Consider the following 24691-nt stretch of genomic DNA (forward strand, 5'->3'; position numbering starts at 1 on the left):
TTACACAAATTTACTAACGATTGGGTGATAACAGGTATATACTCAATTCATCGCTTTTTAAGTATATGAATAACGCAAAAGTATGAGGTTTATTTTTTTATGTTTTCTTGGTGGACTAAAGTCTATTTTTTTCTTATCCAACTTTTGATCAAAATTTTTGTTAAAAGTAAACCGATTCCTACTAATCCAATAACAGAATTAGAGCTTGATACTGCTAGACCAATTTTATATGTTCTACCTTACAACTCTCAAATTGATTTAATGGTAATTCGCTCCCTTTGTTTGCAATATAATTTACCTGATCCATTAATTGGTATCAATATTAACGGAAAAACTGTTCCTGCTTATATCTATATAGATAAAGGCCCCGGTATTTTTGCGTCTAACCAACAAAGAAAAAAAGCTATCGGTATTTTAAGGGATTATATTTCTGCACATCAACAAAATCATGATCTTGATATTCAAATGTTACCCGTTTCGGTCATGTTTGGACGTCGGCCAGATAAAGAAGGTAAAAAAAAGCTATCACTACAAGTACTTGGTGCAACTAGTAAATTTCTAAAAATTATCACATCAGGAAGAGACTGTTATACACGCTTTTCTCGTACTGTTTCGTTTAAAGATATTCATGTCGATAAACAAGATCTTTCGGTTTTAGCTCATAAATTGGCCCGTGTTGCACGTATTCATTTTTCCAAACAACGCATGGCTTCAATTGGTCCTACACTGCCAGTTCGCCAAGCAATGTTGAATAATCTACTCAAAAAACAAGCACTCTCAGAAGCAATACGAGAAGAAGCTAAAAGTAAAAATATCACTCTTGATAAAGCAAAAAAAAATGCATTAGCTAATTTAAACGAAATTGCAGCTAATTTTTCTTATCATATGCTTAGAGTCACTGATTTTGTCCTTACTTGGGCGTGGAATAGGCTTTATCAAGGGCTGAAAGTAACCAATGCAGATCCCGTTCGGGAATTAGCTCAAAATGGACAGGAGATTGTCTATGTACCTTGTCATCGTAGTCATATGGATTACTTATTGTTATCCTATGTACTTTATCGACAGGGGTTAGTACCTCCTCATATTGCTGCAGGTATTAATCTAAACTTTTGGCCTGCCGGCCCTATTTTTAGACGATTAGGTGCGTTTTTTATTCGTCGTTCGTTCCGTGGTAATAAACTCTATACGTCTGTTTTCCGGGAATATTTAGCAGAGTTATTTATTCGTGGTTATGCTGTTGAGTACTTTATTGAAGGTGGGCGCTCACGTACAGGTCGGTTACTTGATCCTAAAACGGGTATGTTAATGATGACAATTCAAACATTACTACGTGGTGATGCAAGGCCTATTGCCATTGTTCCTGTTTATATTGGTTATGAACATGTATTAGAAGTCGCAACCTATGCCAACGAATTACGCGGCGCTAAAAAAGAAAAAGAGAGTTTATGGCGTACTATCAAAGCATTTTTAAAACTAAAAAAATTAGGATTTGGTTATGTTAACTTTGGTCAACCTATCCCACTAAATCAATTTCTAAACCAACACGTTCCAGAATGGCGAGATGCTATTGAACCAACTGGCACTCAACGTCCTCAATGGTTAACACCAACCACGAATTTACTTGCTAATAAAATTATGGAACACATCAATTCATCAGCAGCAATTAACGCGATGAACTTATGTTGCTCAATATTATTGGCTGCGGACCAACGTGCTCTAACAAAAATTAGACTTGTTGAACATATTGATTATCTTTTAAAATTACTAAAAAAAGTCCCTTATTCAAATTTAATTACTATTCCAGATCAGACACCCGAAGAATTATTTGAACACGCTAAAGATATGGGGAAATTCATTATTACCACCGACAAAGTTGGCGAAATGGTCGGTCTTACCACCGAACAAGCAGTATTAATGACGTATTACCGCAATAATATTCAGCATTTACTGATTATCCCAGCTATTGTAGCCAGAATTGTGCTTAAACATAACCATATATCATCTGACGAAATTTTAGAACAAGTAAAGTGTCTCTTCCCTTTAATCAAATCAGAGCTATTCCTTTATCATAATGATGAACAACTTACTGAATATGTGCATCAAATCATCGCAACTTATATCGATCTGAATTTAATTAACGATTCGACAGATAAGTTAGTAGTAAATTATTTAAAAATTTCAGGATTACAATTACTTGCTTCATCATCTAGAGATACACTGCAACGTTATGCTATTGCGTTTTCTTTATTACAAAAAGATCCAACAATCAGCCGAGCAACGTTAGAAAAAGAAGGCCGATTAATTGCCGAGCGATTATCTGTCTTACACGGTATTAACTCCCCTGAGTTCTTTGACAAAGGTGTATTTTCAACACTTGTTGCATCGCTACGGGAACAAGGTTATCTAGATGATCAAGGTGACGAAAACGTACCAAAAATTGAAAAAATGAACGAAATCCTTAAACCACTTATTACCACTAGAGTAATGCAAACCATTGACGAAATTAACCCTTTAGCTAAGCAATCCAATAGCTAGGTTCACTAATTCAGTTTGCCCATTTATCAAAATGGGCAAATTTAGGCCAATCAATAGAGAATAAACTGATATAAAGAACGACCATTTTGTATAAAATTTGACCCATGTCAAATTTTCTGGATTCCTACTTGTTTTTTCCTTTATTTCCATTTCATTAAAGATTATCATTATGAATAGTAAGGATGTTAATCGCTTCCAATATAATAAATTAAAATGTAATGTCAGCTTTCTAAGGAGTCCATATGCTATTTAACCGTAGACAGTTCTTTAAGATCTGCGCTGGTGGTATGGCAGGCACAACAGTTGCCACACTCGGACTAGCGCCGAATGTCGCACTTGCACAAACTCGCCAATTTAAATTACTCAAATCAAAAGAAACCCGTAATAACTGTACTTACTGTTCAGTTGGTTGTGGAATGCTACTTTATAGCCGAGGAGATGGTGCTAAAAATGCCGAATCTTCCATTTTTCATATTGAAGGCGATCCTGATCACCCTGTTAGTCGCGGTTCACTTTGTCCTAAAGGAGCTGGTGTTCTTGATTATATAAAAAGTGAAAATCGCGTTAAATATCCAGAATACCGTGCTCCAGGTTCAGATAAATGGCAAAAAATAAGTTGGGCTGATGCCATTGATCGCATTGCTCGTTTAATGAAAGCTGATCGAGACAAAAATTTCGTTGAAAAAAATGACAAAGGCAACACCGTTAATCGCTGGACAACAACTGGATGGCTTGTCACATCAGCTGCCAGTAATGAAACAGGTTGGTTAGCGTTTAAAGTTGCTCGCGCATTAGGAATGTTAAGCCTTGAAACTCAGGCGCGAGTTTGTCATGGTCCTTCCGTATCAAGTTTAGCCGCCACTTTTGGGCGTGGTGCAATGACCAATAATTGGAACGATATCAAAAATGCCAATGTTGTCATTGTCATGGGTGGTAATGCGGCAGAAGCTCACCCTGTCGGTTTTAAATGGGCAATCGAAGCCAAAATTAATAATGGTGCTGAGCTCATAGCCATCGATCCTCGTTTTCACCGAACTGCTTCTGTTGCTGATCATTATGTGCCAATTCGTTCAGGATCTGACATTGCATTTTTACTCGGTATTATTAATTATCTAATTACACATAACGAAGTTAACTTTGAGTATTTAGTCACGCATAGTAATGCGAGCCTCATTGTGCGTGATGATTTCAATTTTGATGCCGATAGCGGGTTGTTTAGCGGTTATGACGCAACTAATCGCCAATATGATCAAACGAGCTGGGCATATCAAAAAGATGAAAATGGTTATGCACTTCGGGATAAAACACTCAGCCATCCTCGTTGTGTTTGGAATCTATTAAAACAACATGTTAGCCGTTACACTCCGGAAATGGTAAATAAAGTGACCGGTAGCCCAATTGACGGATTTTTACATGTTTGCCGTTCTCTGGCTAGTACAAAGACCAATGATAGAGCGGCTACTTTTCTATACGCATTAGGTTGGACTCAGCATAGTTATGGTTCACAAATTATTCGCACTGCTGCAATGATCCAGCTTATATTAGGTAATATTGGTGTAATGGGCGGTGGCGTTAATGCACTTCGCGGCCATTCAAATATTCAAGGTTTAACCGATGTCGGTTTATTATCAAATCGCTTACCTGCCTATCTTGATTTGCCTAAAGAGTCTCAAGTTTCACTCGCTCAGTATTTGGATGAAAAAACACCAAAGCCGCTTGGTTCGAGAGAGGTGAACTTTTGGGGGAATTATCCAAAATTCTTTGTCAGCTTTATGAAGTCAATGTATGGTGATAAATCGACTAAAGATAATGACTGGGGTTTTGACTGGTTACCAAAATGGGATAAAACCTATGACGTTTTAAGATTCAATAAAATGATGCGTGATGGCCAAGCTAATGGATTTATTTGTCAGGGCTTTAACCCACTCGCTGCACTACCTGATAAAAATAGTGTCCGTGAAGGTTTATCTAACTTAAAATTCCTAGTTAGCATTGATCCTATGCCTACAGAAACCGCTGAGTTTTGGAAAAATCATGGTGAATCTAATGATGTGGATTCTAGCAAAATTCAAACTGAAGTCTTTAGATTACCATCTAACTGTTTTGCCGAGGAAAACGGAACAATAGTTAACTCCTCTCGTTGGCTACAGTGGCATTGGGCAGCAGCAAGACCTCCTGGCGAATCTTTATATGATCCTGAAATTATTGCACGTATCTTTTTGAGAATTAAAGAATTATATGCTGAAGAAGGTGGCGCCTATCACGAACCAATTGATAATTTAGTTTGGGATTATCAAAACCCTGAAGGTCCAGCGGCTGAAGAATTAGCTAAAGATTATAATGGGCGTGCACTTACTGATATAACCGATGCAAATGGTAATGTGATCCTTAAAAAAGGTCAGCTATTGAGTGGTTTTTCTCAATTAAAAGCAGACGGTACAACCTCATCAGGTATTTGGATCTTCTGCGGTTCTTGGACTGAGCAAGGAAACCAAATGGCACGACGAGATCCAAGCGATCCGTCAGGAAAAGGGGTTCACTCTGGTTGGGCTTGGGCATGGCCAATGAATAGGCGTGTGCTTTATAACCGTGCCTCGGCAGATGAAAACGGCAATCCATGGGATCCAAAGCGCGTTTTAGTCAAATGGGATGGCTCAAGTTGGGTGGGTAACGATGTTCCTGATTTTACAGCAACATTACCACCAAGTGCGGGCGCGGGTGCGTTTATTATGAATAATGATGGTTTAGGGGGATTATTTTGTTTAAATCGGTTAGTCGATGGGCCATTCCCTGAACACTATGAACCGTTTGAAACACCTATTACCAATAACCCTTTTCATCCAAATCAAATCAGTAGCCCAGTGGCTCGTGTATTTAAAGAAGACTTGGCGCGATTAGGCAATGCAAGTGAATTTCCTTATGTTGGTACTACTTATAGTATCACCGAGCATTTCCATTTTTGGACACAACATGCAAAATTAGCGTCAATCACTCAACCAGAACAGTTTATTGAACTGAGTGAAAATTTAGCCAATAAAAAAGGTATTAAATTAGGCGATACAGTCAAAGTAACGTCACACCGAGGCTATATCAAAGCTAAAGCTGTGGTAACAAAACGTCTTCCGACATTAACTGTTGATGGTAAAGAAATCGAAACTATTGGAATTCCTATTGTTTGGGGGTTCACAGGTCAGACGAAGAAAGGATTTTTGGTGAATGAATTAACGCCTCATCTAGGTGATGCAAATTCACAAACGCCAGAATATAAATCATTCTTAGTTAATATCGAAAAAGTGACCAGCGCAGCATAAGGAAGAGTAAATTATGTCATTACAAACACAAGATATTATTCGTCGCTCTGCAACCAACACATTAACGCCAGCGCCACGAGCACGCGATTATCAACAAGAAGTAGCGAAGTTAATAGATGTCACAACATGTATAGGCTGTAAAGCTTGCCAAGTAGCTTGTAGTGAATGGAACGATCTGCGAGCCGAAATCGGTAATACCGTCGGCGTGTATGATAATCCAGCTGATTTAGAGCCAAAAGCATGGACAGTAATGCGTTATTCCGAAGTTGAAGTTAACGGTAAATTTGAATGGCTTATCCGTAAAGATGGCTGCATGCACTGTGCTGATCCTGGCTGCTTAAAAGCTTGTCCGTCAGAAGGTGCGATCATTCAATATGCTAATGGTATTGTTGATTTTCAATCTGAGCATTGTATTGGTTGCGGTTATTGTGTTGCGGGTTGCCCGTTCAATATTCCTCGAATTAGTAAAGAAGATAATCATTCGTACAAATGTACTTTATGTGTGGATCGTGTGGCAGTTGGACAAGAACCTGCTTGCGTTAAAACCTGTCCAACTGGTGCGATTCACTTTGGTACTAAACAAGATATGATTCGTCATGCTGAAAATCGAATTGTAGATTTGAAAAAACGTGGCTTTGAACATGCAGGCCTCTATGACCCGCAAGGGGTGGGGGGAACTCATGTGATGTATGTTCTTCATCATGCAGATCAACCTGAGCTGTATCATGGCTTACCGAAAGATCCTAAAATTAGTGAAATCGTCAAATTTTGGAAAGGTATTTGGAAACCATTATCTGCAGCTGCTTTTGTGGCAACATTTGGAGGCTTACTTTTCCATTATATGGGGGTTGGTGCAATTGAAGTGGATGAAGATGACATTGAACAAGAAAAGGAAGTTGATAGGCAAGCTCGAAAACGCCTAGGCTTACCTGTTTTTAGTCACAAAGATAGTGCTAATTTATCACAACAGGAGAATCACCATGAATAAAAAAGGGATGATTTTAAGAACACCACTTATTGTCCGCTTCTGCCATTGGTGTATGGTCTGTCTGTTTATACTTACCGCACTATCAGGCTTATCACTATTTTTCCCATCAATTAAATTGTTTGGGTTAGTGCTTGGCACACCGCAATTAGTAAGGGCATTACATCCGTTTTTGGGGGGTATTGTTTTTATATTACTTATGTTTATGTTCTTAAAACTTGCTCATCATAATATTCCAAATAAACAAGATATTTTATGGATAAAAAACTTTAAAAAAGTGATTATGGGCAAAGAAGAAGGTATTCCAATTGGCAAATACAATATTGGTCAGAAGTTTCTATTTTGGTGCATTATGAGTTTAATTTTGGTCTTGTTTGTTACAGGAATCATTATGTGGCGCCAGTATATTTCGGACTATTTTCCTGTACCAATTGTTCGTATAGCAATATTCTTTCACTCTCTTGCCGCTATTGGCTTAATTCTACTTGCTATTGGTCATGCTTATATGGCAATTTGGGTTAAAGGCTCAATTAAAGGGATGATAACAGGTTACGTATCACGTGCTTGGGCACGAAAAAATCATTCCGCTTGGTATGAAGAAGAAATGGAAAAAAGTTATCAAGCAGAATTAAATGCTAAAACTGAATCCGAGCAAAACAAAGCTACCGCTAAACATGATATCGAGAATGATATTGAACATAAACCTATTTAACTATGTTTACCGCTGAGCTACTATCAGCGGTATCACCGCTTAATGGTATAAAAGCAATAATCAGCCAAATCACAATCAATGAGAATGTACAATGAGTATAAAAATAATCCCACAAAAACAACTTGAACAACAAGCGTCAAACTCAGTGATTAGGCAGATCCCATTACTTTTTTTTCCATCACCCCAAAATATTTATGTTCATCGGGCAAAACGTTTAAAAACATTGGCGACCAATAACCAGTTTAATGATTATTTAAGTTTTTGCGCCCAAATTGTCGAACTACAAGCTAATTTAGCCAAACAAAACTCAGTTAATGTGGACTTGTCTCACCTTCTAAATGATAAATATCCACCATTAAGTTTAAACAACCTCCCTTTGTCCAACGTTTGGCAAGAATATCTTAACAACTTATTAAGTTCGATAACTGCAACGACCGAACAAATAGCATTAGTTATTGAGCAGCTTAAACAAAATACTGCCCAACAATTACACGATAAAGCTTTGCATTTACTCAATGGTAAGTTTGATTGTGTAGACGGTAACGAAGCCCTATTTATATGGTCAAGCTTGTCGGTTTATTACAGCCAGCTAGCAAGCCAAATCAAAGGTAAAGCAATAGCAGAAAGTACAGATAAAAACTGTTTATGCCCCGTATGTAACAGCATGCCCGTTGCTAGTATCATCCAATTAGGTAGTAACAATGGCTTACGCTATTTGCATTGTAGTTTGTGCGAAAGTGAGTGGTATGTACCTCGAATCAAATGCACGACTTGTGATAATATGAAAGATATCCAATACTTTTCACTTGACGTAGAACTATCCGCCACAAAAACAGAATGTTGTGATGCTTGCCATAGTTATTTAAAAATCCTTGATCAAGATAAAGATCCACACATTGAGATCATCGCCGATGACATTGCCTCATTGATATTAGATATCAAAACAGAAGAAGAAGGCTTTGCCAAAAGCGGAATGAACCCATTTATATTTGCTCAATAAAAGTACATATAACACTATGATTAAGAAATAGTTTACGATGGCCGTATAACGATTTTATTAATAATAATCATTAATTCATAAAATACAACTTAACTTTTCTGATGAATAAGGCTACAATAAAACTACTGTACTAGTTTATGAGTGTGTTTTATGAAACGTTTTATTTTGTTAATAATAATGGTATTGCTTACGCCTTTTTACAGTTTTGCAGATACAATGAAAAATGTTGCCATTACGGCAATTGTTGAACATCCTTCATTAAATCAAATTCGTGATGGTGTCAAAGATGAACTAGTAAACAGCGGCTATAAGTTAAATGAAAATTTGACTGTACAATATAAAAGTGCACAAGGAAGTAGCGCAAATGCAGCTCAAATTGCAAGGCAATTTACTACAACAAAGCCCGACGTTATTGTGGCAATTGCAACACCAAGCGCACAAGCAACCGCTGCTGCAACTAAACACATTCCTATCGTCTTTGCTGGTATTACCGATCCAATAGCGGCTAAATTAGCTAAAGATTGGCAGCCAACAGGTACCAATATTACAGGGGTATCTGATTACCAAGAAATAGGTCCACAAATTGATTTCATGAAAAAAATCGTACCTAACGTTAAATCGATCGGTTATATTTATAGCCCGAGTGAAATTAACTCAACGGTTGTACTAAGACACCTTCAAACTTTATTAACAGAACAAGGGATCGCTCTTTTTGCTGTACCCGCTCAAAGAACAGCAGATATTTCAACAGCAGCAGCTTCTTTAAAAGGTAAAGTTGATTTGATCTATACCACAACGGATAATAATGTTGTTTCAGCCTACGAATCTTTAGTCAAATTTGCCAATGAAAACAAAATTCCCCTTTTAGCCTCATTTCCTGATGCCATTGAACGGGGAGCGGTTGCGGCATACGGCATGAGTTATTATGACGTGGGTCGTCAATCAGGTAAACTTGTTGTACGTATTTTAAAAGGTGAAAATCCAGGGAGCATAGCCCCAGAAATAGGACAATCCCTACGCCTTGTCATCAATACCGATGCAGCTAAAAAACAAGGCATCACATTAACACCAGAAGTCATTCAATCAGCAGATAAAGTCATTGGAAATCATTGAATAAAATAAATTAACAGCCTTGTTTAATTAAGTAGACAAGGCTCTCAATATGGCAAACAACCGCTCCTAATCAGTAAACATTACTGACAGCCAACTTTAATTCAACAATAAAATAATCCGTTACAACATCTTTTGTTTAATAATAACAATCATTCACAATTGTAACGAAATGTTTACACACAATATTTTTACTCTAGAAAATTATCTAATTTTGCTTTATAGTAACTCAATATTTAACTTATATGTAAAAAAAATATTACAGGAGCATTTTATGATGCGTAATTCTATTATTAAGTTTTGCATACTAATGAGTTTATCATTAGTAACATTTTGTTCTTTTGCTGACTCTAAGACGGAACAAAAATTTGTAGCCATTACGGCCATCGTTGAACACCCAGCATTAGACAATGTACGTAAAGGAGTTGAAGATGAGTTAAAAGATAACGGTTATATTAATGGTGAAAATTTAAAATTACAGTTTGCTAGCGCGCAAGGAACTAGCGCAAATGCGGCACAAATTGCCAAACAATTTGCTGCCAGTAAGCCTGATGTTATCGTCGGTATTGCAACCCCAAGTACACAAGCTTTAGTTGCCGCAACAAAACGTACTCCTATCGTTTTTACAGCGGTAACAGATCCTGTTGCAGCAAAATTAATCCCAAGTTGGGAAGCATCAAAAACAAATGTAACAGGTGTTTCAGATGCCTTGTCTCTTGATTCTCAAATCGACATGATGCTAAAAATTAAACCTGATACTAAAAATATCGGTTATATTTACAGTCCAAGTGAAGTAAATTCCACAATTGTACTTAAAGAGTTACAAACCGCACTTGAAAAGCGCAATATAAAAATTACAGCAGTACCAGCACCACGAACATCAGATATATCAACCGCTGCTCGAAGTTTAAAAGGTAAAGTTGATTTAATCTATACTACAACAGATAATAACGTGGTTTCGGCTTATGAAGCTTTAGCAAAAGTGGCAAACGAAAGTAAAATCCCTCTAATTGCGTCAGATCCTGATTCAGCAGAACGAGGGGCAATTGCTGCTTTAGGTATGAGTTATTATGATCTTGGACGACAAGCTGGTAAAATTGTTATCCGCATACTTAATGGCGAAAAACCAGGAGATATTCCCCCACAAGTGGGCAATATCACTCAACTCACAATTAACAAAAAAGCAGCTGAACGACAAGGTGTTACCTTATCTGAAGAGGTATTAAAGTCAGCCGCAAAAATTGTTGAAAAATAATTTTTAATTTTTACTCTTTTATCATTAAACCGCCAATCTTGGCGGTTAACTTTAATGGATTTTTTAATGTCTTTTGAATTTTTATTAGGCTCAACCGAAATTGGCCTTATTTATGCACTGGTTAGCTTGGGTGTATTTATATCATTCCGTTTACTAGATTTTCCCGATCTTACTGCTGATGGGAGTTTCCCTCTGGGTGGGGCGGTATGTGGAGTATTTATCTATATCGGCGCTGATCCTTGGATGGCGACATTCCTTGGCATGTTTGCAGGTTGCCTTGCTGGCGCCATGACAGGATTTTTATATGTAAAACTAAATATATTACAACTACTTGCTAGTATTATTGTGATGATGGGACTTTACTCAATAAACCTAAGAATTTTAGGGGTTGGGCACTATGTCATGAACGAAGCGAATAGAATTGTAGGTACACCAAACCTATCATTGCTGGGTTCTGATACGATTTTCTCATCACTTCCTTTTGATGAATCTATTGCACAATACTTGATAATATTAGGGTTTGTAATTGTATTTTGGATATTACTAAATCTATTTTTAAATACCCAAAAAGGACTTGCCTTAAGGGCGACCGGAACTAACCAACGAATGGCAAAATCCCAAGGCATACCAACCGATGGCATTATCATTTTGGGAATGGCGATCTCAAATGGTTTAATTGCGCTTGGCGGCTCGTTATTTGTACAGACGCAAGGAAGTGCCGATATTACTATCGGTGTTGGCACTATCGTTATTGGTCTGGCATCAATTATACTCGGTGAAAGCATCTTCCCAACAAAACGAATTTGGTCGATTATGTTTGCGATCATTTTGGGCTCTATTTTGTACCGTTTATTTATTGCTTTTGCATTAAGTAACGAATCCCTAAAAAGTATCGGTGTTGGAACAGAAGATCTCAATATTATCACCGCATTATTAATGGTATTAGCACTTGTTTTACCAAAACAACTAAAAAAACTCTCGAAAAACAGAGGAAAGTAAACATGATTAAAGCAGAACAATTACAATTAACCTTTAATCAAGGTACTCCGATTGAAAATCATGTATTGCGAGGGTTAAACCTTAACATCAGTGAAGGAGAATTTGTCACTATCATAGGCAGTAACGGTGCAGGTAAGAGCTCGTTACTCAATGCAATTAGTGGCGATTTACTGACTGATTCTGGTCGTATTACGATTAATGATAAAAATGTCACTCGCTGGCCAGCATGGAAACGAGCCGGCATGGTTGCGCGAGTATTCCAAGACCCGATGGTTGGAACTTGTGAAAATTTAACGATAGAAGAAAACCTAGCAATTGCTTATAACCGAGGTCATAAATTCACATTATTCCCAGCACTTAACCGTAAAGCACGATCGATCTTTAAAGAAAAGCTAGCAACATTAAACCTAGGCCTTGAAAATCGATTAACGGACATGATGGGGCTGCTTTCTGGTGGACAAAGGCAAGCTGTTAGCTTATTAATGTCAACGTTACAACCGTCTAAAATACTACTTCTAGATGAACACACAGCCGCACTGGATCCTAAAACCGCACAATTTGTTTTAGATTTAACCGATCAAATCGTTTCACAAAACAAATTAACAACGATGATGGTTACCCACTCAATGAAACAAGCCTTAGAATATGGCACCCGAACTGTCATGCTTCACCAAGGCCAAGTGGTACTTGATGTATCGGGCGAAGAGCGCGCTAAATTAACCGTCACCGATCTCTTAGCCATGTTTGAACAAACACGTGGTGAAAAAGTCACCGATGATGCTTTACTTTTAGGTTAATGATCATAAAAAAGCAATATTTCTGATAGAAATATTGCTTTTGAACTCTTGTAATCAGCTCCATTACAGCTTAATCTTTTGTCGCTTGCAGCGGAATATTTCCTAGACCTAATTTATTGAGCTTATCTATATAAAATTGCTTCATGTCACTCCAACGATAATAAGGATAATCTGCTGATTTTATAGGTAGATGCACTTCACGTTCGTTCAATAATACTTTCACTAATATAGGCTGATTTGCTTGTTTACTTTTATAAAAAATCCATTGAATATTGGCACCCATAGGAATAATTTTATCAGCTTGCCAAACAGAATAATAATCAAAAATGGAATCAGCAGTAGTAGCTGTACCTTCAATTTCAAGTAAAGTAGCTAAAGGTGAAACGGTTTCAGCATGAGCAAAACGTAAATTAGCATCAATATTATTATTTTCTATAGCAATATCAGCAGTATTTAACATATCCCACAACAAGGGTGCTGCAATTTTTATTTGGATACCATTTGCATCAAAAGCAGGGCCGATTTCTAGATAATTTTTAGCCGAAACAACTGTATTCAACCATGCATTTTCATCGTTCGAGAAATACGGATTAAAGTCAAGGCTATTATCCTTTAATACTTGAGGCGAAAATGCCTGTAACTCTTGATATAATTGATAAATCGAAATCACAAAATCCCGTGTTTTTACTGATGATTTATCGACGACCTCAATACCATTATCTAACTTTTCGATAAAATCATGAGTAAAGATTTTTTTTACTACTTCTTCGCTTATTTGCTCTGTTTTAGAAGCCATTTCTACTGATTTCACCGCATTTTTAACTGCTTTACTTTGTTTATATTCATCATAAGCAGGTGAATAATCAAAAAAACGCAATAAAATTTGCTGATCTTCGGGTTGCTGAGTAACTTGGATATATGGATATTTAGATTTGAAAGATTCAACAAAAATTTCTGCGGTTTCTTTTGCTCGTGGTGAGCGAGATGAAACGACATCAATTCTATTTCCTCTAAAAACAGTTGGATTATTCTTTTGCATACGCTGGCTAATCAAGGCAATATCTTTACGACCAAGCTCGGTAAGCTCACCATAATGATGTTTATTTAGTTCAGCAATGCGAATTATTTGCTTAAATAAATCCTTACCAAGGTCTGTCAATTGATCTTGCTTTGCAGCCATTAACAAAATTTGATAAGCAATATCTTCATATTTGGGCTTACTAATATAACGAGAGCCATGTCGCCCAACATGATCAATGTAAAAAGCTATATACCCTGTTGGAGCAGGGATAATCTTGTGCTCGGCATCATATTGATAAGCAGTTTTAGAACCCACAATCATTAGTTGTTGAGCAAAACTTATGGAAGAAAACGCATATAACAAAATAGTAAACAATTTACGAAAACGTACCATAATCATACGTTTTTCTCCCATTGCCATTGAAATAAACAACCTAATATACCATTAAAAAGAGTCTAAATATCAATATTTACATTGTAGATTAACATTAAGAATGTAGCTTTAATTAAACTCTATCTATAAATAAATTTCACAAAAAAAGATGATTATTTTCATAACACTCTTTTATTTTTCGTAAAAAAGATTATCTTATTAGTCACTCAACACAACTTCCCTTTAATTGATTAAACACAATGAAATTATATGGCCTTTCTGGTACCAAAATTAGCTGTGCACTGATATCAGCATGTATAAATACCCCTTACAACATCCCCCGTTTTATTAAAGACTTAATAGCTGGCATAACCGTTGGTATTATTGCTATCCCACTTGCAATGGCATTGGCAATCGCTAGCGGTGTACCACCACAGCATGGCCTATACACAGCCATTATCGCGGGTTTGGTGATTGCATTAACGGGGGGCTCTCGTTTTAGTGTTTCTGGCCCGACAGCAGCATTTGTGGTTATTTTATACCCGGTGTCATTACAATATGGATTATCTGGATTACTAATTGCTACCTTATTGTCGGGTATATTCCTTATTTTTATGGGCATGGCTCGATTAGGTCGATTAATAGAATATATTCCACTCCCTGTTGTATTAGGCTTCACTTCGGGCATTGCCATCACTATTGCCACCATGCAAATTAAAGATTTTTTTGGCTTAACGCTCGAACATATGCCTGAAAGTTATATTAGCAAAGTCATTGAATTAACAAAAACTCTACCAACTATCAATATCGCTGACACCATTGTTGGATTTGTCACACTGATGATATTAATTGCATGGCCAAAGCTTAAAGTAAAAATACCGGGGCACCTACCTGCACTCATTGCTGGTGTGATTATCATGTTTATTTTTAATCAATTTGGCTACCAAATTGAAACAATTGGCTCACGATTTACCTACACAATGGCTGATAATACCATAGGGCACGGTATTCCATCAGTGCTACCAGAATTTTCTGTACCGTGGCTTCATACCGAATTTAATTGGGATTGGTCAATGCTCACAGCCCTATTACCTATTTCGCTGACCATGGCAATGTTATGTGCAATTGAATCGTTATTGTGCGCAGTAGTATTAGACGAAATGACACACACCAAACACCACTCAAATAGTGAACTTATTGGCCAAGGTTTAGGTAATATCATTGCCCCATTTTTTGGTGGCATATCAGCAACAGCAGCCATCGCAAGATCGGCAGCAAATGTCAAAGCGGGTGCGACCTCCCCTATTGCTGCTGTTTTGCATTCATTGGTTGTGTTACTTGCACTTATTTGCTTTGCACCAGTGTTATCGTTCATTCCACTATCAGCGATGGCTGCTTTATTACTTATAGTGGCATGGAACATGAGTGCAGTTCAACGCGTCATTTACATCATTAAATGCGCCCCCAAAGACGATATTTTAATTATGCTTATTTGCATGTCGCTAACGGTACTATTTGATATGGTGATTGCAATTACAGTTGGAATAGTGCTTGCATCAATTTTATTTATGCGCCGTATAGCTCGAATGACCCGCTTAGTTGAACTAAACCAAAGCAACGATAAAACCCTTGCATTACGAATTAACGGCCCACTCTTTTTTGCAGCCGCTGAACGTACTTTTTCAGAAATATATCAAAAAATAAATGGTTATAAACACATTGTATTACAATGGGATGCTGTGCCTATTCTTGATGCTGGTGGGCTCAATGCTTTAATACATTTTATTGATGAACTCCCTGAACATGTCGATTTATCGATTTGCGAGTTACAATTTCAACCATTAAAAACTCTTGCTCGAGCCAAAGTAGTGCCAACATCTAACAAAATCATGTTCTATTCAACATTAGAAGAAGCACTGAAAGATAAAGATTAATTTTAAATTTAGTCTTATCATATTTACTAATTTATTGCACAGTCAAATTTTCAACAAAAATAACGACTGTGTAATAAATTAAAACTTCAAGACCTTTCTTTTTATTTTCTAATCACTATTAGCAAGCGCATAGGTTTTAAAATTTTTTAATTTAAAACCCAAAATTAACTTATAAAAACAGGGAAATAACATGATATCTAACGAAAACAAGCTACAAAGTCTTAAACAAAAATCAAGTTGGTTTATTTTAATCGGTGTTATTTTAATTGTATTGGGGTGCTTAGCATTAGGTTATCAGTTTATCGCTACCGTCTTTTCTGTCTATTTTATTGGCTCATTAATATTAATTGCAGGGATCGCTCAAGCGTTACATTCATTTAATATTAAAAGCTTTGGCCAATCTGCTTTATGGGCAGTAATGGGGATTTTATACATTTTGATAGGCTTGATGTCGTTTTTCCAACCAATTGCGGTTTCATCAGCTTTAACGTTAGTCATTTCATTCTTATTACTGATGAGTGGTTTTACTCAATTATTTGCAGCGCTAAATAATCGTAATTTACCTCGCTGGGGATGGATTTTAACCTCTGCCATTATTACACTTATTTTAGGCTTTATGATTATCATGGGGTGGCCATATGACAGCCTTTGGGTATTAGGCATGTTTTTAGGTATCGACCTTATCTTCCAAGGTTGGGCTTATGTTGCTATTGGATTTGCAATTAAAGCGGTAAATAATAAATAAATCATGCCATTGCTCACAATCAAGTGGCGGTACTTTTAGCAGTCTGGCACACGGTTACTACTTATTGTGAGCAATCATTCATGAACATAATAACTTAATTGCAACAAACAATATGCCAAAAGCCACTACTTATAGCTTTTATTGGTTTTTGCTTTAACTTCTTGCATTGACTGCAAAATTCGATGATAGTTATCTAACCTTGATTGAGCAATTTCACCATCTTGCACGGCTTTTTGTAATAAACATCCTGGTGTGTCAAGATGATTACAATCACGAAAGTGGCAACCACCTAAATAATTATTAAATTCTTTAAAACCACTAATCACTTGCTCCGGCTCTAAGTGCCATAAACCAAATTCACGGATACCTGGTGAATCAATAATATCGCCACCATTTGGTAAATGGTAAAGCTTTGATGAGGTTGTGGTGTGTTGACCAAGTCCTGATATTCCCGAAATATCCCCAATCATTGCTGATTGTGATTGATGAGGTAACAGTAAATTAATAATACTTGATTTACCCACGCCTGACTGCCCAACTAAAATAGAAATCTTACCTTGCAAGATATCTTGTAATACCGCAATACCTTGTTGATGCTGGCATGAAACATACAACACTTGATAACCAATTTTGGTATAAATCGCCAATTGTTTTTCAACATCAGCGCGTTGCTGATCATTGAGTAAATCAATCTTGTTTAAAACAATAATGGGTTGTATATCCGTACTTTCACAAGCTACTAAATAGCGATCGATAATATTTAGTGATAGTTCTGGCAAAACAGCCGAAATAATCACGATTTGATCAACATTTGCGGCAACAGGTTTAACACCATCATAAAAATCAGGCCGAACAAGTTCAGAATGCCGAGGATGAACCGCTTCAATGATGCCATTGGTGTTCGGCTCTAAACTTTCGCGCCACAAAACTTTATCGCCAGTGACTAACGACGGTAACGTGCGCCGAATACTACAACGATAAATAAGGCCGGCATCATCTTCGACATCCGCCGATTTACCAAAACGACTTATCACCACACCATCACGAGGGGATGAAAAATTTGATAGACTTTCATCTTGTTTTATAACTAATCGTTGCTGGTGTTTTGCCGCTACGCGCCTTTTTTGATTTTGGGAGAGTTGATTTTTTGCCATAGCACTCATTTTTTACTAAAACAGATTGTCAGTTATGCTACACTACTCAGTATCAAAAAGAAAATTTCTATCGCAAATTATGAGCAAACAACCACAAATTAACAGCAGTAATCTTATTTGGATCGATCTTGAAATGACAGGACTTAATCCAACCACTGATCGCATTATTGAAATTGCAACCATTGTTACCGATTCTAATTTAAATATCCTTGCTGAAGGACCGGTCATTGCCGTTCATCAATCTGATGAGCAATTAGCATTAATGGATGAGTGGAATCAAAATACTCATGGCAAATCAGGACTCATTGAACGTGTTCGTACAAGTACCATTAGCGAACAACAAGCCGAACAACAAACCATCGAATTTTTAAAACAATGGGTACCTGAAAACTGCTCACCGATTTGTGGGAATACTATTGGGCAAGATCGTCGTTTTTTATTTAACTATATGCCTAATTTAGAACGTTATTTCCATTATCGTTATTTAGATGTCAGCACAATTAAAGAATTAGCTAAACGCTGGAAGCCTGAAATATTAAAAGGAATTAGCAAACAGAGTTCGCACCAAGCGCTTGATGATATTCGTGATTCGATTGCCGAACTGGTTTATTATCGCGAGCACTTTTTTGATCTAACCCAATAATTAGCATGCAAATTTTATATACTGTTTTATTATATTTGATTCAACCCTTGGTTTGGCTAAGGCTACTTTGGCGTAGCTGTAAAGCGCCTGCTTATCGTAAGCGTTGGCTTGAACGCTATGGTTTTTGCCAAAATAAAGTTGAACCTAACGGTATTTTACTGCATGCCGTATCAGTGGGGGAAACGATTGCCGCTATCCCACTAATCAAAGCATTGCAACAACAATATCCTAATTTACCTATCACCGTGACCACTATGACGCCAACAGGCTCGGAGCGAGTGAAATCGTTACTCGGTGATAGCGTTCATCATGTCTATTTACCTTATGATTTGCCTTGCGCAATAAATCGTTTTTTAAAAACAACTCAGCCCAAATTAGTGATTATTATGGAAACTGAGCTTTGGCCTAATTTTATTGGTCAGTGTTACAAACGAAATATTCCGCTGATTCTTGCCAACGCCAGATTATCAGAACGATCAGCTAACCGATATCGCAAACTAGGACGCGCGATTAGCCATTTACTATCAAAAATTAGCACCGTTGCCGCACAAAATAAGCAAGATGGAGAGCGTTTTATATCACTGGGTTTGCCGAGCGATCATTTAGCAATAACCGGCAGTATTAAATTTGATATTGATTTAACTACTCAACAGCAGCAAAAAATCACAACACTAAAACAACAGTGGCAATTAAACCGCCCTGCCTTTATTGCTGCAAGTACACATAGTGGCGAAGATGAAATCATCTTGTCTGCCTTTGAACGATTATTACAAACATATCCTAATTTGTTATTAATTCTTGTCCCCCGTCACCCTGAACGCTTTAAAACCGTCGAAAAATTAATTAATGACCGCGGGTTAAATTATATAAACCGCAGTAGCAACCAAGTTCCGACTCAACAGACGCAAGTTATTTTGGGCGATACAATGGGAGAGTTAATAGAACTTTATGGCATAGCCGATATTGCCTTTGTTGGTGGTAGTTTAGTGAAGCATGGTGGGCATAACCCATTAGAGCCAGCACTTCACCACATTCCAATCATTAGTGGCGAACACTTTTTCAATTTTAAAGTTATTTGTGAACAGCTCATTTCAGCTAACGGGATGATCACTTGTGCTAGCTCAGCAGACGCTCTTTATTCAGCGGTTAATGCGCTTTTGGCAAATAAAAGTCATAGTCAGCAAATTGGCGAACAGGCATATCAAGTATTAAAACAAAATCAAGGGGCACTAGAGCGGCTGCTTAACATTATCAACCATTATCTTTACTCTAAATAAGGATTGCTTGTGGAAAAAAAACAAGGTCTATTATTGGTTAATTTAGGCACGCCAAGTGCAGCAACGCCAGATGCAATAAAGCAGTATTTAACCGAGTTTTTGCTTGATCGGCATGTGGTTGATTTACCTAAGCTGTTTTGGTCTCCCATTTTAAAGTATCTTGTGATACCTAAACGAGTGCCTTATATTATTCACCATTACCAAAAAATTTGGATAAATGGCGCATCACCTTTATTACATTATAGCCAATTATTATGTGATAAGTTACAACGCCATTTACCTAATATCCAATGTGAATTAGCCATGACCTATGGCGAACCGGATATGCAATCTGCGTTGAACAAGCTTCAATCATGCTCAAAGATTACCGTATTACCACTCTTTCCACAGTATTCCACAACCACAACTCTGGCAGTACTTGACAAACTTAAACAAATTATCGCCTCTGATCAAATCATCGATAACATCTGCTATATTCGTGATTATGCTGATCATCCAAGCTATATCAATGCACTTTATTTACAAATTAAGCAGGCTTTTGAAGATCAAGGAGAGCCTGAAGTACTCGTGCTTTCTTATCATGGTATCCCAGAGCGCTATATTCACAAACGAAAAGAGGATTATATTGAACGTTGTGAAATGACCACACAGTTATTAATCGAAAAATGTCGAGCAAATGGTATAAATCGACCAATCCAAATGGCGTATCAATCCAAATTTGGTAAAGGTAAATGGGTAACTCCAAGTACTAGTGAGACACTACAAACACTAGCGCAAAGTGGCGTTAAAAACGTGCACGTCATCTGCCCGGGTTTCTCGGTAGACTGTATTGAAACTCTTTATGAAATTGATGAAGAAAATCGAGAACTGTTTTTTAATGCAGGCGGAAAAACGTTTTATTATATTCCCGCATTAAATGAGAGCGACTTACAGATGTGTTTAATCATAGAGCTAATTAATCATACTCAACCGTTTACATTTAAAAACTTATACTCAAACACATAGTCTCCTAACATTTTTTACATAAGCCATGCGACTTAAAAAGATTATGCAAGATTGGTAATTGTTCATGTTCAAATGATTCAAATTTTAAATTAACAAATATTCATGCTAAATAGCTGTCTATCTCCCCTATAATTTATGGCGTATGATAGGATATTATGAATAATTGAATATCTGAGCACTGAGGAGCAAATTAAGTGAAAATCATCATCATTGGCGCTCAAGCCGCAGGCGCAAGTGCTGCCGCAAAGGCCAAAAGAATGAACCCAGAGGCAACCATCCGTATTTATGAAAAATTGAATATTGTCTCGTTTGGCGCTTGTGGTTTACCCTATTTCATTGGTAACCACTTTACTGATGCCAATGAAATGATATCTCGAACACCAGAACAATTTCAAAAAGATGGTATTGAAATTAAAACGTTACATGAAGTCATGGCGATTGATGTTAATCAAAAAAAATTAACCATTAAAGATCACAATACTGGTGATTGCTTTGATGACAACTACGATAAATTATTACTGGCGGTTGGCGCAAGTCCTGTCATGCCGGCTTTTAAAAATGGTCAGCTAAAAAACATTTTTACATTACGTGATCTGCACGATGGATTAGCAATCAAACACGTATTATCAGACCCAAACACCCAAAATGTTATTGTTGTCGGTGCTGGCTATATTGGGCTTGAAATCGCTGAATCACTGGTCGCCTTACAAAAAAAGGTTAAATTGATTCAATTGGATGACAGAATCCTTGTCGATGCGTTTGATGAACAAATTACCGACCTAATTGAAGAAAATATTAAACAACATTGCGACCTACACTTGCAAGAGCGAGTACTTGGCTTTGAAGGCTCACACAATGTCACGCATGTAATTACCGATAAAGGACGATATCCTGCTGATATGGTTATTATTGCAACGGGAGTAAAACCAAATAGTGATATCTATAAAGATCTTGGCATCAACACACTTAAAAATGGCGCCATAATCACTAACAGCTTAGGGCAAACCAATATTACCGATATTTATGCCGCTGGCGATTGCGCCGCGCTTTACCATAAAGTTAGCCATTCAATGGTATATATCCCGCTCGCCACAGGAGCAAACAAGCTTGGCAAAATTGTAGGCGAAAATTTAGGTGGTGGACATTGCGAATATCCCGGCACGATTGGCACATCAGCTTTAAAAGTTTTTGATATCGAAGCAGGGCGCACTGGTTTAACTGAAAACGAAGCCAAAAAAGCTGCAATCCCCTATAAAACTGTCATAGTTAAAGATAAAAATCACAGTAATTATGTTGCTGGACAAACAAGTGTAACAGCAAAACTTATTTATCATGCCGATACGCGCGTGATTTTAGGTGGACAAATAGCCGGTGGGCAAGGTGCGGTATTAAGAGTGAACACGTTAGCAACCGCTATATGGGCGAATGTGAAAATTGATGAATTGGCCATGATGGATTTTCTGTATGCGCCACCTTTTTCCAGACCTTGGGATATTTTAAATATTGCCGGCTCAATCGCCAAATAAACAACATGAATATATTTATAGTTAAACATCAAATCATGTAATTAAACATAGATTGTTAACCAGATAATTGAATTATCAAAAGAGAGGCTAATTATGTCAGATGCCATTTTTAAGGGGACTTTTTTTGAAAAGTTCCTATCAATTACTCATTATCAAACTCTCATTGGTATTGGGCTACTTCTCATCTGTTTTTTTGCGGTGATGAAGCCGTTACAAGATAAAAAAGTCAATTTTTCAGTTCGTATGTTAGTTGGCTTAATCCTTGGTGCTGTGCTTGGTCTAGGCATTCAAGCTGTAGCGGGCTTTCCTAATACATCAACCCTCTGGATGCAAGAAACCGCAACATGGTATGGGTTATTTGGTCGAGCATTCATTGCCTTTATCCGAATGTTAGTGATACCACTTATTTTTGTATCGATTGTTAAAGTGATTATCGACTTTTCGGGCAAAAAAAATCTACCTCAAATTGCATTTAGAGGGATTTTTTGGTTACTGTTTACAACAGCCATTGCCTGTGTCGTTGGTATTTTGCTAGCGAATCTATTTTCTTTAGGTGAAATAAGCTCAAGCTCTGTACATCAAGCCCAAGCAAAACAATACACCAATATTATTGATACCTTTATAAATCTAATCCCAAGTAATATTATTGCCTCAATGGTAAATGAAAACATTGTTGGATTAGTCATCTTCTCTGCCTTAATGGGGCTTGCCGCCAATAGAATGGAAAAGAAGAACCCACAACCTATTGCACTCTTTAAAACATTTATCGAAGCGCTTTACAAAATCGTGATGTCCATTGCGATGACAGTGATTAAATACATGCCTTACGCAGTCATTGCGTTACTGGCTCGCACTATTATTTCGAATGGAATACCGGCTATTATTCAGGTTTCTAGCTTTGTTGCTGCCATCTATATTGCCACATTGATTATGCTAATTGTACATATCGCCATTGTCTCGATTCATGGTGTTTCACCAATTATGTTTATCAAAAAAGCACTAGGAACATGGTTATTAGCCTTTACGAGTCGCTCATCAGTTGGCTCTTTACCAATGACTATCTCAACGTTAACCGTTCGAATGGGAGTAAATACCGGCACGGCAAATTTAGTCGGCTCACTTGGCAGCACGATGGGAATGAACGGTTGTGCTGGTTTTTTCCCTGCTTTACTTGCCGTGATGGTAGCGCATATGGTTGGTATTGAAACGAATATCCAATTTTATATTATGCTTGTCATTGTGGTAGTTATTGGCTCAATCGGCATCGCCGGCATTCCCGGCACAGCAACTGTCGCTGCAACCGTTGTTTTATCTGGTATGGGGATGGCTGAATACTTCCCATTAATTGGGATGGTTTTAGCTGTTGATCCAATTATTGATATGGCAAGAACTTTAGCCAATGTATCTGGCGCTATGACAGCGGCTGTGGCGACTGATCGTGAAATTGGCCTTATGGATATGGCTGTGTATAACGATCCTAATATTACTCTTGAAAATGAGCCGTCAGAAGTTTGATGGTGATGAGGGGGGTGTTCTAACTTGATGTAGGTGTTGATTTAAAAAACTTTAATAAAATCAATACCTTTTCTGACTGATTTTTGGGTGTAAAATCAGGCCTTTTTTGGGTTGGTGGATAGAATAAATTGGGTGCGCAGGTTTCGGACGTTTTGACCTTGGGTGGACAAAATAGCTATTGTGACCACGTCCGAGCTAAGGGAATTAAAGCGAATTCCCTTAGCAATCCCACGCTTTGGCTGCAGAATGTGGCCTACGGCTACCCTCCGCCGTCGCTCGGTCTTGACGCACCGGCTATGATTCGCTCCCGGTGAAGCATAGCCTCGCCAAACATCCCTGTTTGGCGTGCTAACCTCGCTCTGTTGTCGGCACATTCTGACGCCGGAATAAGACAAACAACATAACTATCGTTTTTGGGATGGGTTGTTGTGTTTTTGTTAGGCGGTTTTTGTTAAAAAATAGCTCAAAAAAACTTTAATAAAATCAATACCTTTCCTGACCGATTTTTTGGCTAAAAATCAGGCCTTTTTGTTTTGGTGAATAGGATAAATTGGGTGCAGTGGTTTCGGACGTTTTGACCTTGGGTGAATAAAATAGCTATCGTGACCACGTCCGAGTCAGGGAATTAAAGCGAATTCCCTGACAACCCACGCTTTGGCTGCAGAATGTGGCCTACGGCTACCCGACGCCGCCGCTCGGTCTTAACGCACCGGCTATGATTCGCTCCCGGCGAAGCATAGCCTCGCCAAACATCCCTGTTTGGCGTGCTAACCTCGCTCTGTTGTCGGCACATTC

General features: G+C 37.6%; 18 protein-coding genes. 16 read left to right on the forward strand and 2 right to left on the reverse strand.

The window, feature by feature from the left end:
* Window positions 1-99 precede the first annotated feature (99 nt).
* The 9 genes from plsB (at window position 100) to GA0061081_RS09960 (ending at window position 12704) form a co-directional block, all read left to right on the forward strand.
* A complete protein-coding gene (plsB, locus tag GA0061081_RS09920) occupies window positions 100-2535 on the forward strand; it encodes a glycerol-3-phosphate 1-O-acyltransferase PlsB (RefSeq protein ID WP_091350541.1) in 2436 nt (811 codons plus the stop codon).
* Between the two features lie 242 nt (window positions 2536-2777).
* Window positions 2778-5846: a formate dehydrogenase-N subunit alpha gene (gene fdnG / locus GA0061081_RS09925; RefSeq protein ID WP_091350543.1), complete on the forward strand. Its 3069-nt coding sequence runs from the start codon at window positions 2778-2780 to the stop codon at window positions 5844-5846.
* A gap of 13 nt (window positions 5847-5859) precedes the next feature.
* Window positions 5860-6834, forward strand: a complete 975-nt coding sequence (gene fdxH / locus GA0061081_RS09930; RefSeq protein WP_091350545.1) for a formate dehydrogenase subunit beta — start codon at window positions 5860-5862, stop codon at window positions 6832-6834.
* Entirely contained in the window at window positions 6827-7543 is a 717-nt protein-coding gene (locus tag GA0061081_RS09935) for a formate dehydrogenase subunit gamma (RefSeq protein ID WP_091350547.1), read from the forward strand. The genes fdxH and GA0061081_RS09935 overlap by 8 nt, the downstream gene beginning before the upstream one ends.
* 91 nt (window positions 7544-7634) lie before the next feature.
* On the forward strand, window positions 7635-8543 hold the full coding sequence (fdhE, locus tag GA0061081_RS09940; RefSeq protein WP_091350549.1) for a formate dehydrogenase accessory protein FdhE: 909 nt from the start codon (window positions 7635-7637) through the stop codon (window positions 8541-8543).
* A gap of 150 nt (window positions 8544-8693) precedes the next feature.
* Window positions 8694-9656 (forward strand): ABC transporter substrate-binding protein, encoded by a 963-nt coding sequence (locus GA0061081_RS09945; RefSeq protein ID WP_091350551.1) that lies wholly within the window; start codon window positions 8694-8696, stop codon window positions 9654-9656.
* A gap of 271 nt (window positions 9657-9927) precedes the next feature.
* Entirely contained in the window at window positions 9928-10908 is a 981-nt protein-coding gene (locus GA0061081_RS09950) for an ABC transporter substrate-binding protein (RefSeq protein ID WP_091350553.1), read from the forward strand.
* A gap of 66 nt (window positions 10909-10974) precedes the next feature.
* A complete protein-coding gene (locus GA0061081_RS09955) occupies window positions 10975-11907 on the forward strand; it encodes an ABC transporter permease (RefSeq protein WP_174787311.1) in 933 nt (310 codons plus the stop codon).
* A 2-nt stretch (window positions 11908-11909) separates the two neighbouring features.
* A complete protein-coding gene (locus tag GA0061081_RS09960) occupies window positions 11910-12704 on the forward strand; it encodes an ABC transporter ATP-binding protein (RefSeq protein ID WP_091350557.1) in 795 nt (264 codons plus the stop codon).
* Window positions 12705-12774: 70 nt separating this feature from the next.
* Here GA0061081_RS09960 and GA0061081_RS09965 read toward each other — a convergent pair whose 3' ends face one another.
* Window positions 12775-14145 (reverse strand): histidine-type phosphatase, encoded by a 1371-nt coding sequence (locus GA0061081_RS09965; protein WP_091350560.1) that lies wholly within the window; start codon window positions 14143-14145, stop codon window positions 12775-12777.
* A 212-nt stretch (window positions 14146-14357) separates the two neighbouring features.
* On the opposite strand from GA0061081_RS09965, the gene dauA reads away from it, so the two are divergent.
* Both dauA and GA0061081_RS09975 read left to right on the forward strand, forming a co-directional pair.
* Entirely contained in the window at window positions 14358-16031 is a 1674-nt protein-coding gene (gene dauA / locus GA0061081_RS09970; protein ID WP_091350562.1) for a C4-dicarboxylic acid transporter DauA, read from the forward strand.
* 190 nt (window positions 16032-16221) lie between these two features.
* Window positions 16222-16776: an HdeD family acid-resistance protein gene (locus GA0061081_RS09975; RefSeq protein ID WP_091350564.1), complete on the forward strand. Its 555-nt coding sequence runs from the start codon at window positions 16222-16224 to the stop codon at window positions 16774-16776.
* Between the two features lie 125 nt (window positions 16777-16901).
* On the opposite strand, the gene rsgA is transcribed toward GA0061081_RS09975, so the two are convergent.
* Window positions 16902-17930, reverse strand: coding sequence for a small ribosomal subunit biogenesis GTPase RsgA (rsgA, locus tag GA0061081_RS09980; protein WP_091350566.1), 1029 nt, complete (start codon window positions 17928-17930; stop codon window positions 16902-16904).
* 79 nt (window positions 17931-18009) lie between these two features.
* Here rsgA and orn point away from each other — a divergent pair, with 79 nt between their 5' ends.
* From orn to GA0061081_RS10005, 5 genes are all read left to right on the forward strand, one after another.
* On the forward strand, window positions 18010-18573 hold the full coding sequence (orn, locus tag GA0061081_RS09985) for an oligoribonuclease (protein ID WP_091350569.1): 564 nt from the start codon (window positions 18010-18012) through the stop codon (window positions 18571-18573).
* Window positions 18574-18578: 5 nt separating this feature from the next.
* Window positions 18579-19850, forward strand: coding sequence for a lipid IV(A) 3-deoxy-D-manno-octulosonic acid transferase (gene waaA, locus GA0061081_RS09990; RefSeq protein ID WP_091350571.1), 1272 nt, complete (start codon window positions 18579-18581; stop codon window positions 19848-19850).
* Between the two features lie 9 nt (window positions 19851-19859).
* Complete coding sequence (hemH, locus tag GA0061081_RS09995; protein WP_167349348.1) at window positions 19860-20855, forward strand: ferrochelatase; 996 nt, start codon at window positions 19860-19862, stop codon at window positions 20853-20855.
* Between the two features lie 194 nt (window positions 20856-21049).
* Window positions 21050-22381 (forward strand): CoA-disulfide reductase, encoded by a 1332-nt coding sequence (locus GA0061081_RS10000; RefSeq protein WP_091350575.1) that lies wholly within the window; start codon window positions 21050-21052, stop codon window positions 22379-22381.
* Between the two features lie 93 nt (window positions 22382-22474).
* Complete coding sequence (locus GA0061081_RS10005) at window positions 22475-23896, forward strand: cation:dicarboxylate symporter family transporter (RefSeq protein WP_091350578.1); 1422 nt, start codon at window positions 22475-22477, stop codon at window positions 23894-23896.
* Window positions 23897-24691: the final 795 nt, after the last annotated feature.

It is taken from the genome of Gilliamella bombicola (assembly GCF_900094945.1).
GTDB lineage: Bacteria > Pseudomonadota > Gammaproteobacteria > Enterobacterales > Orbaceae > Gilliamella > Gilliamella bombicola.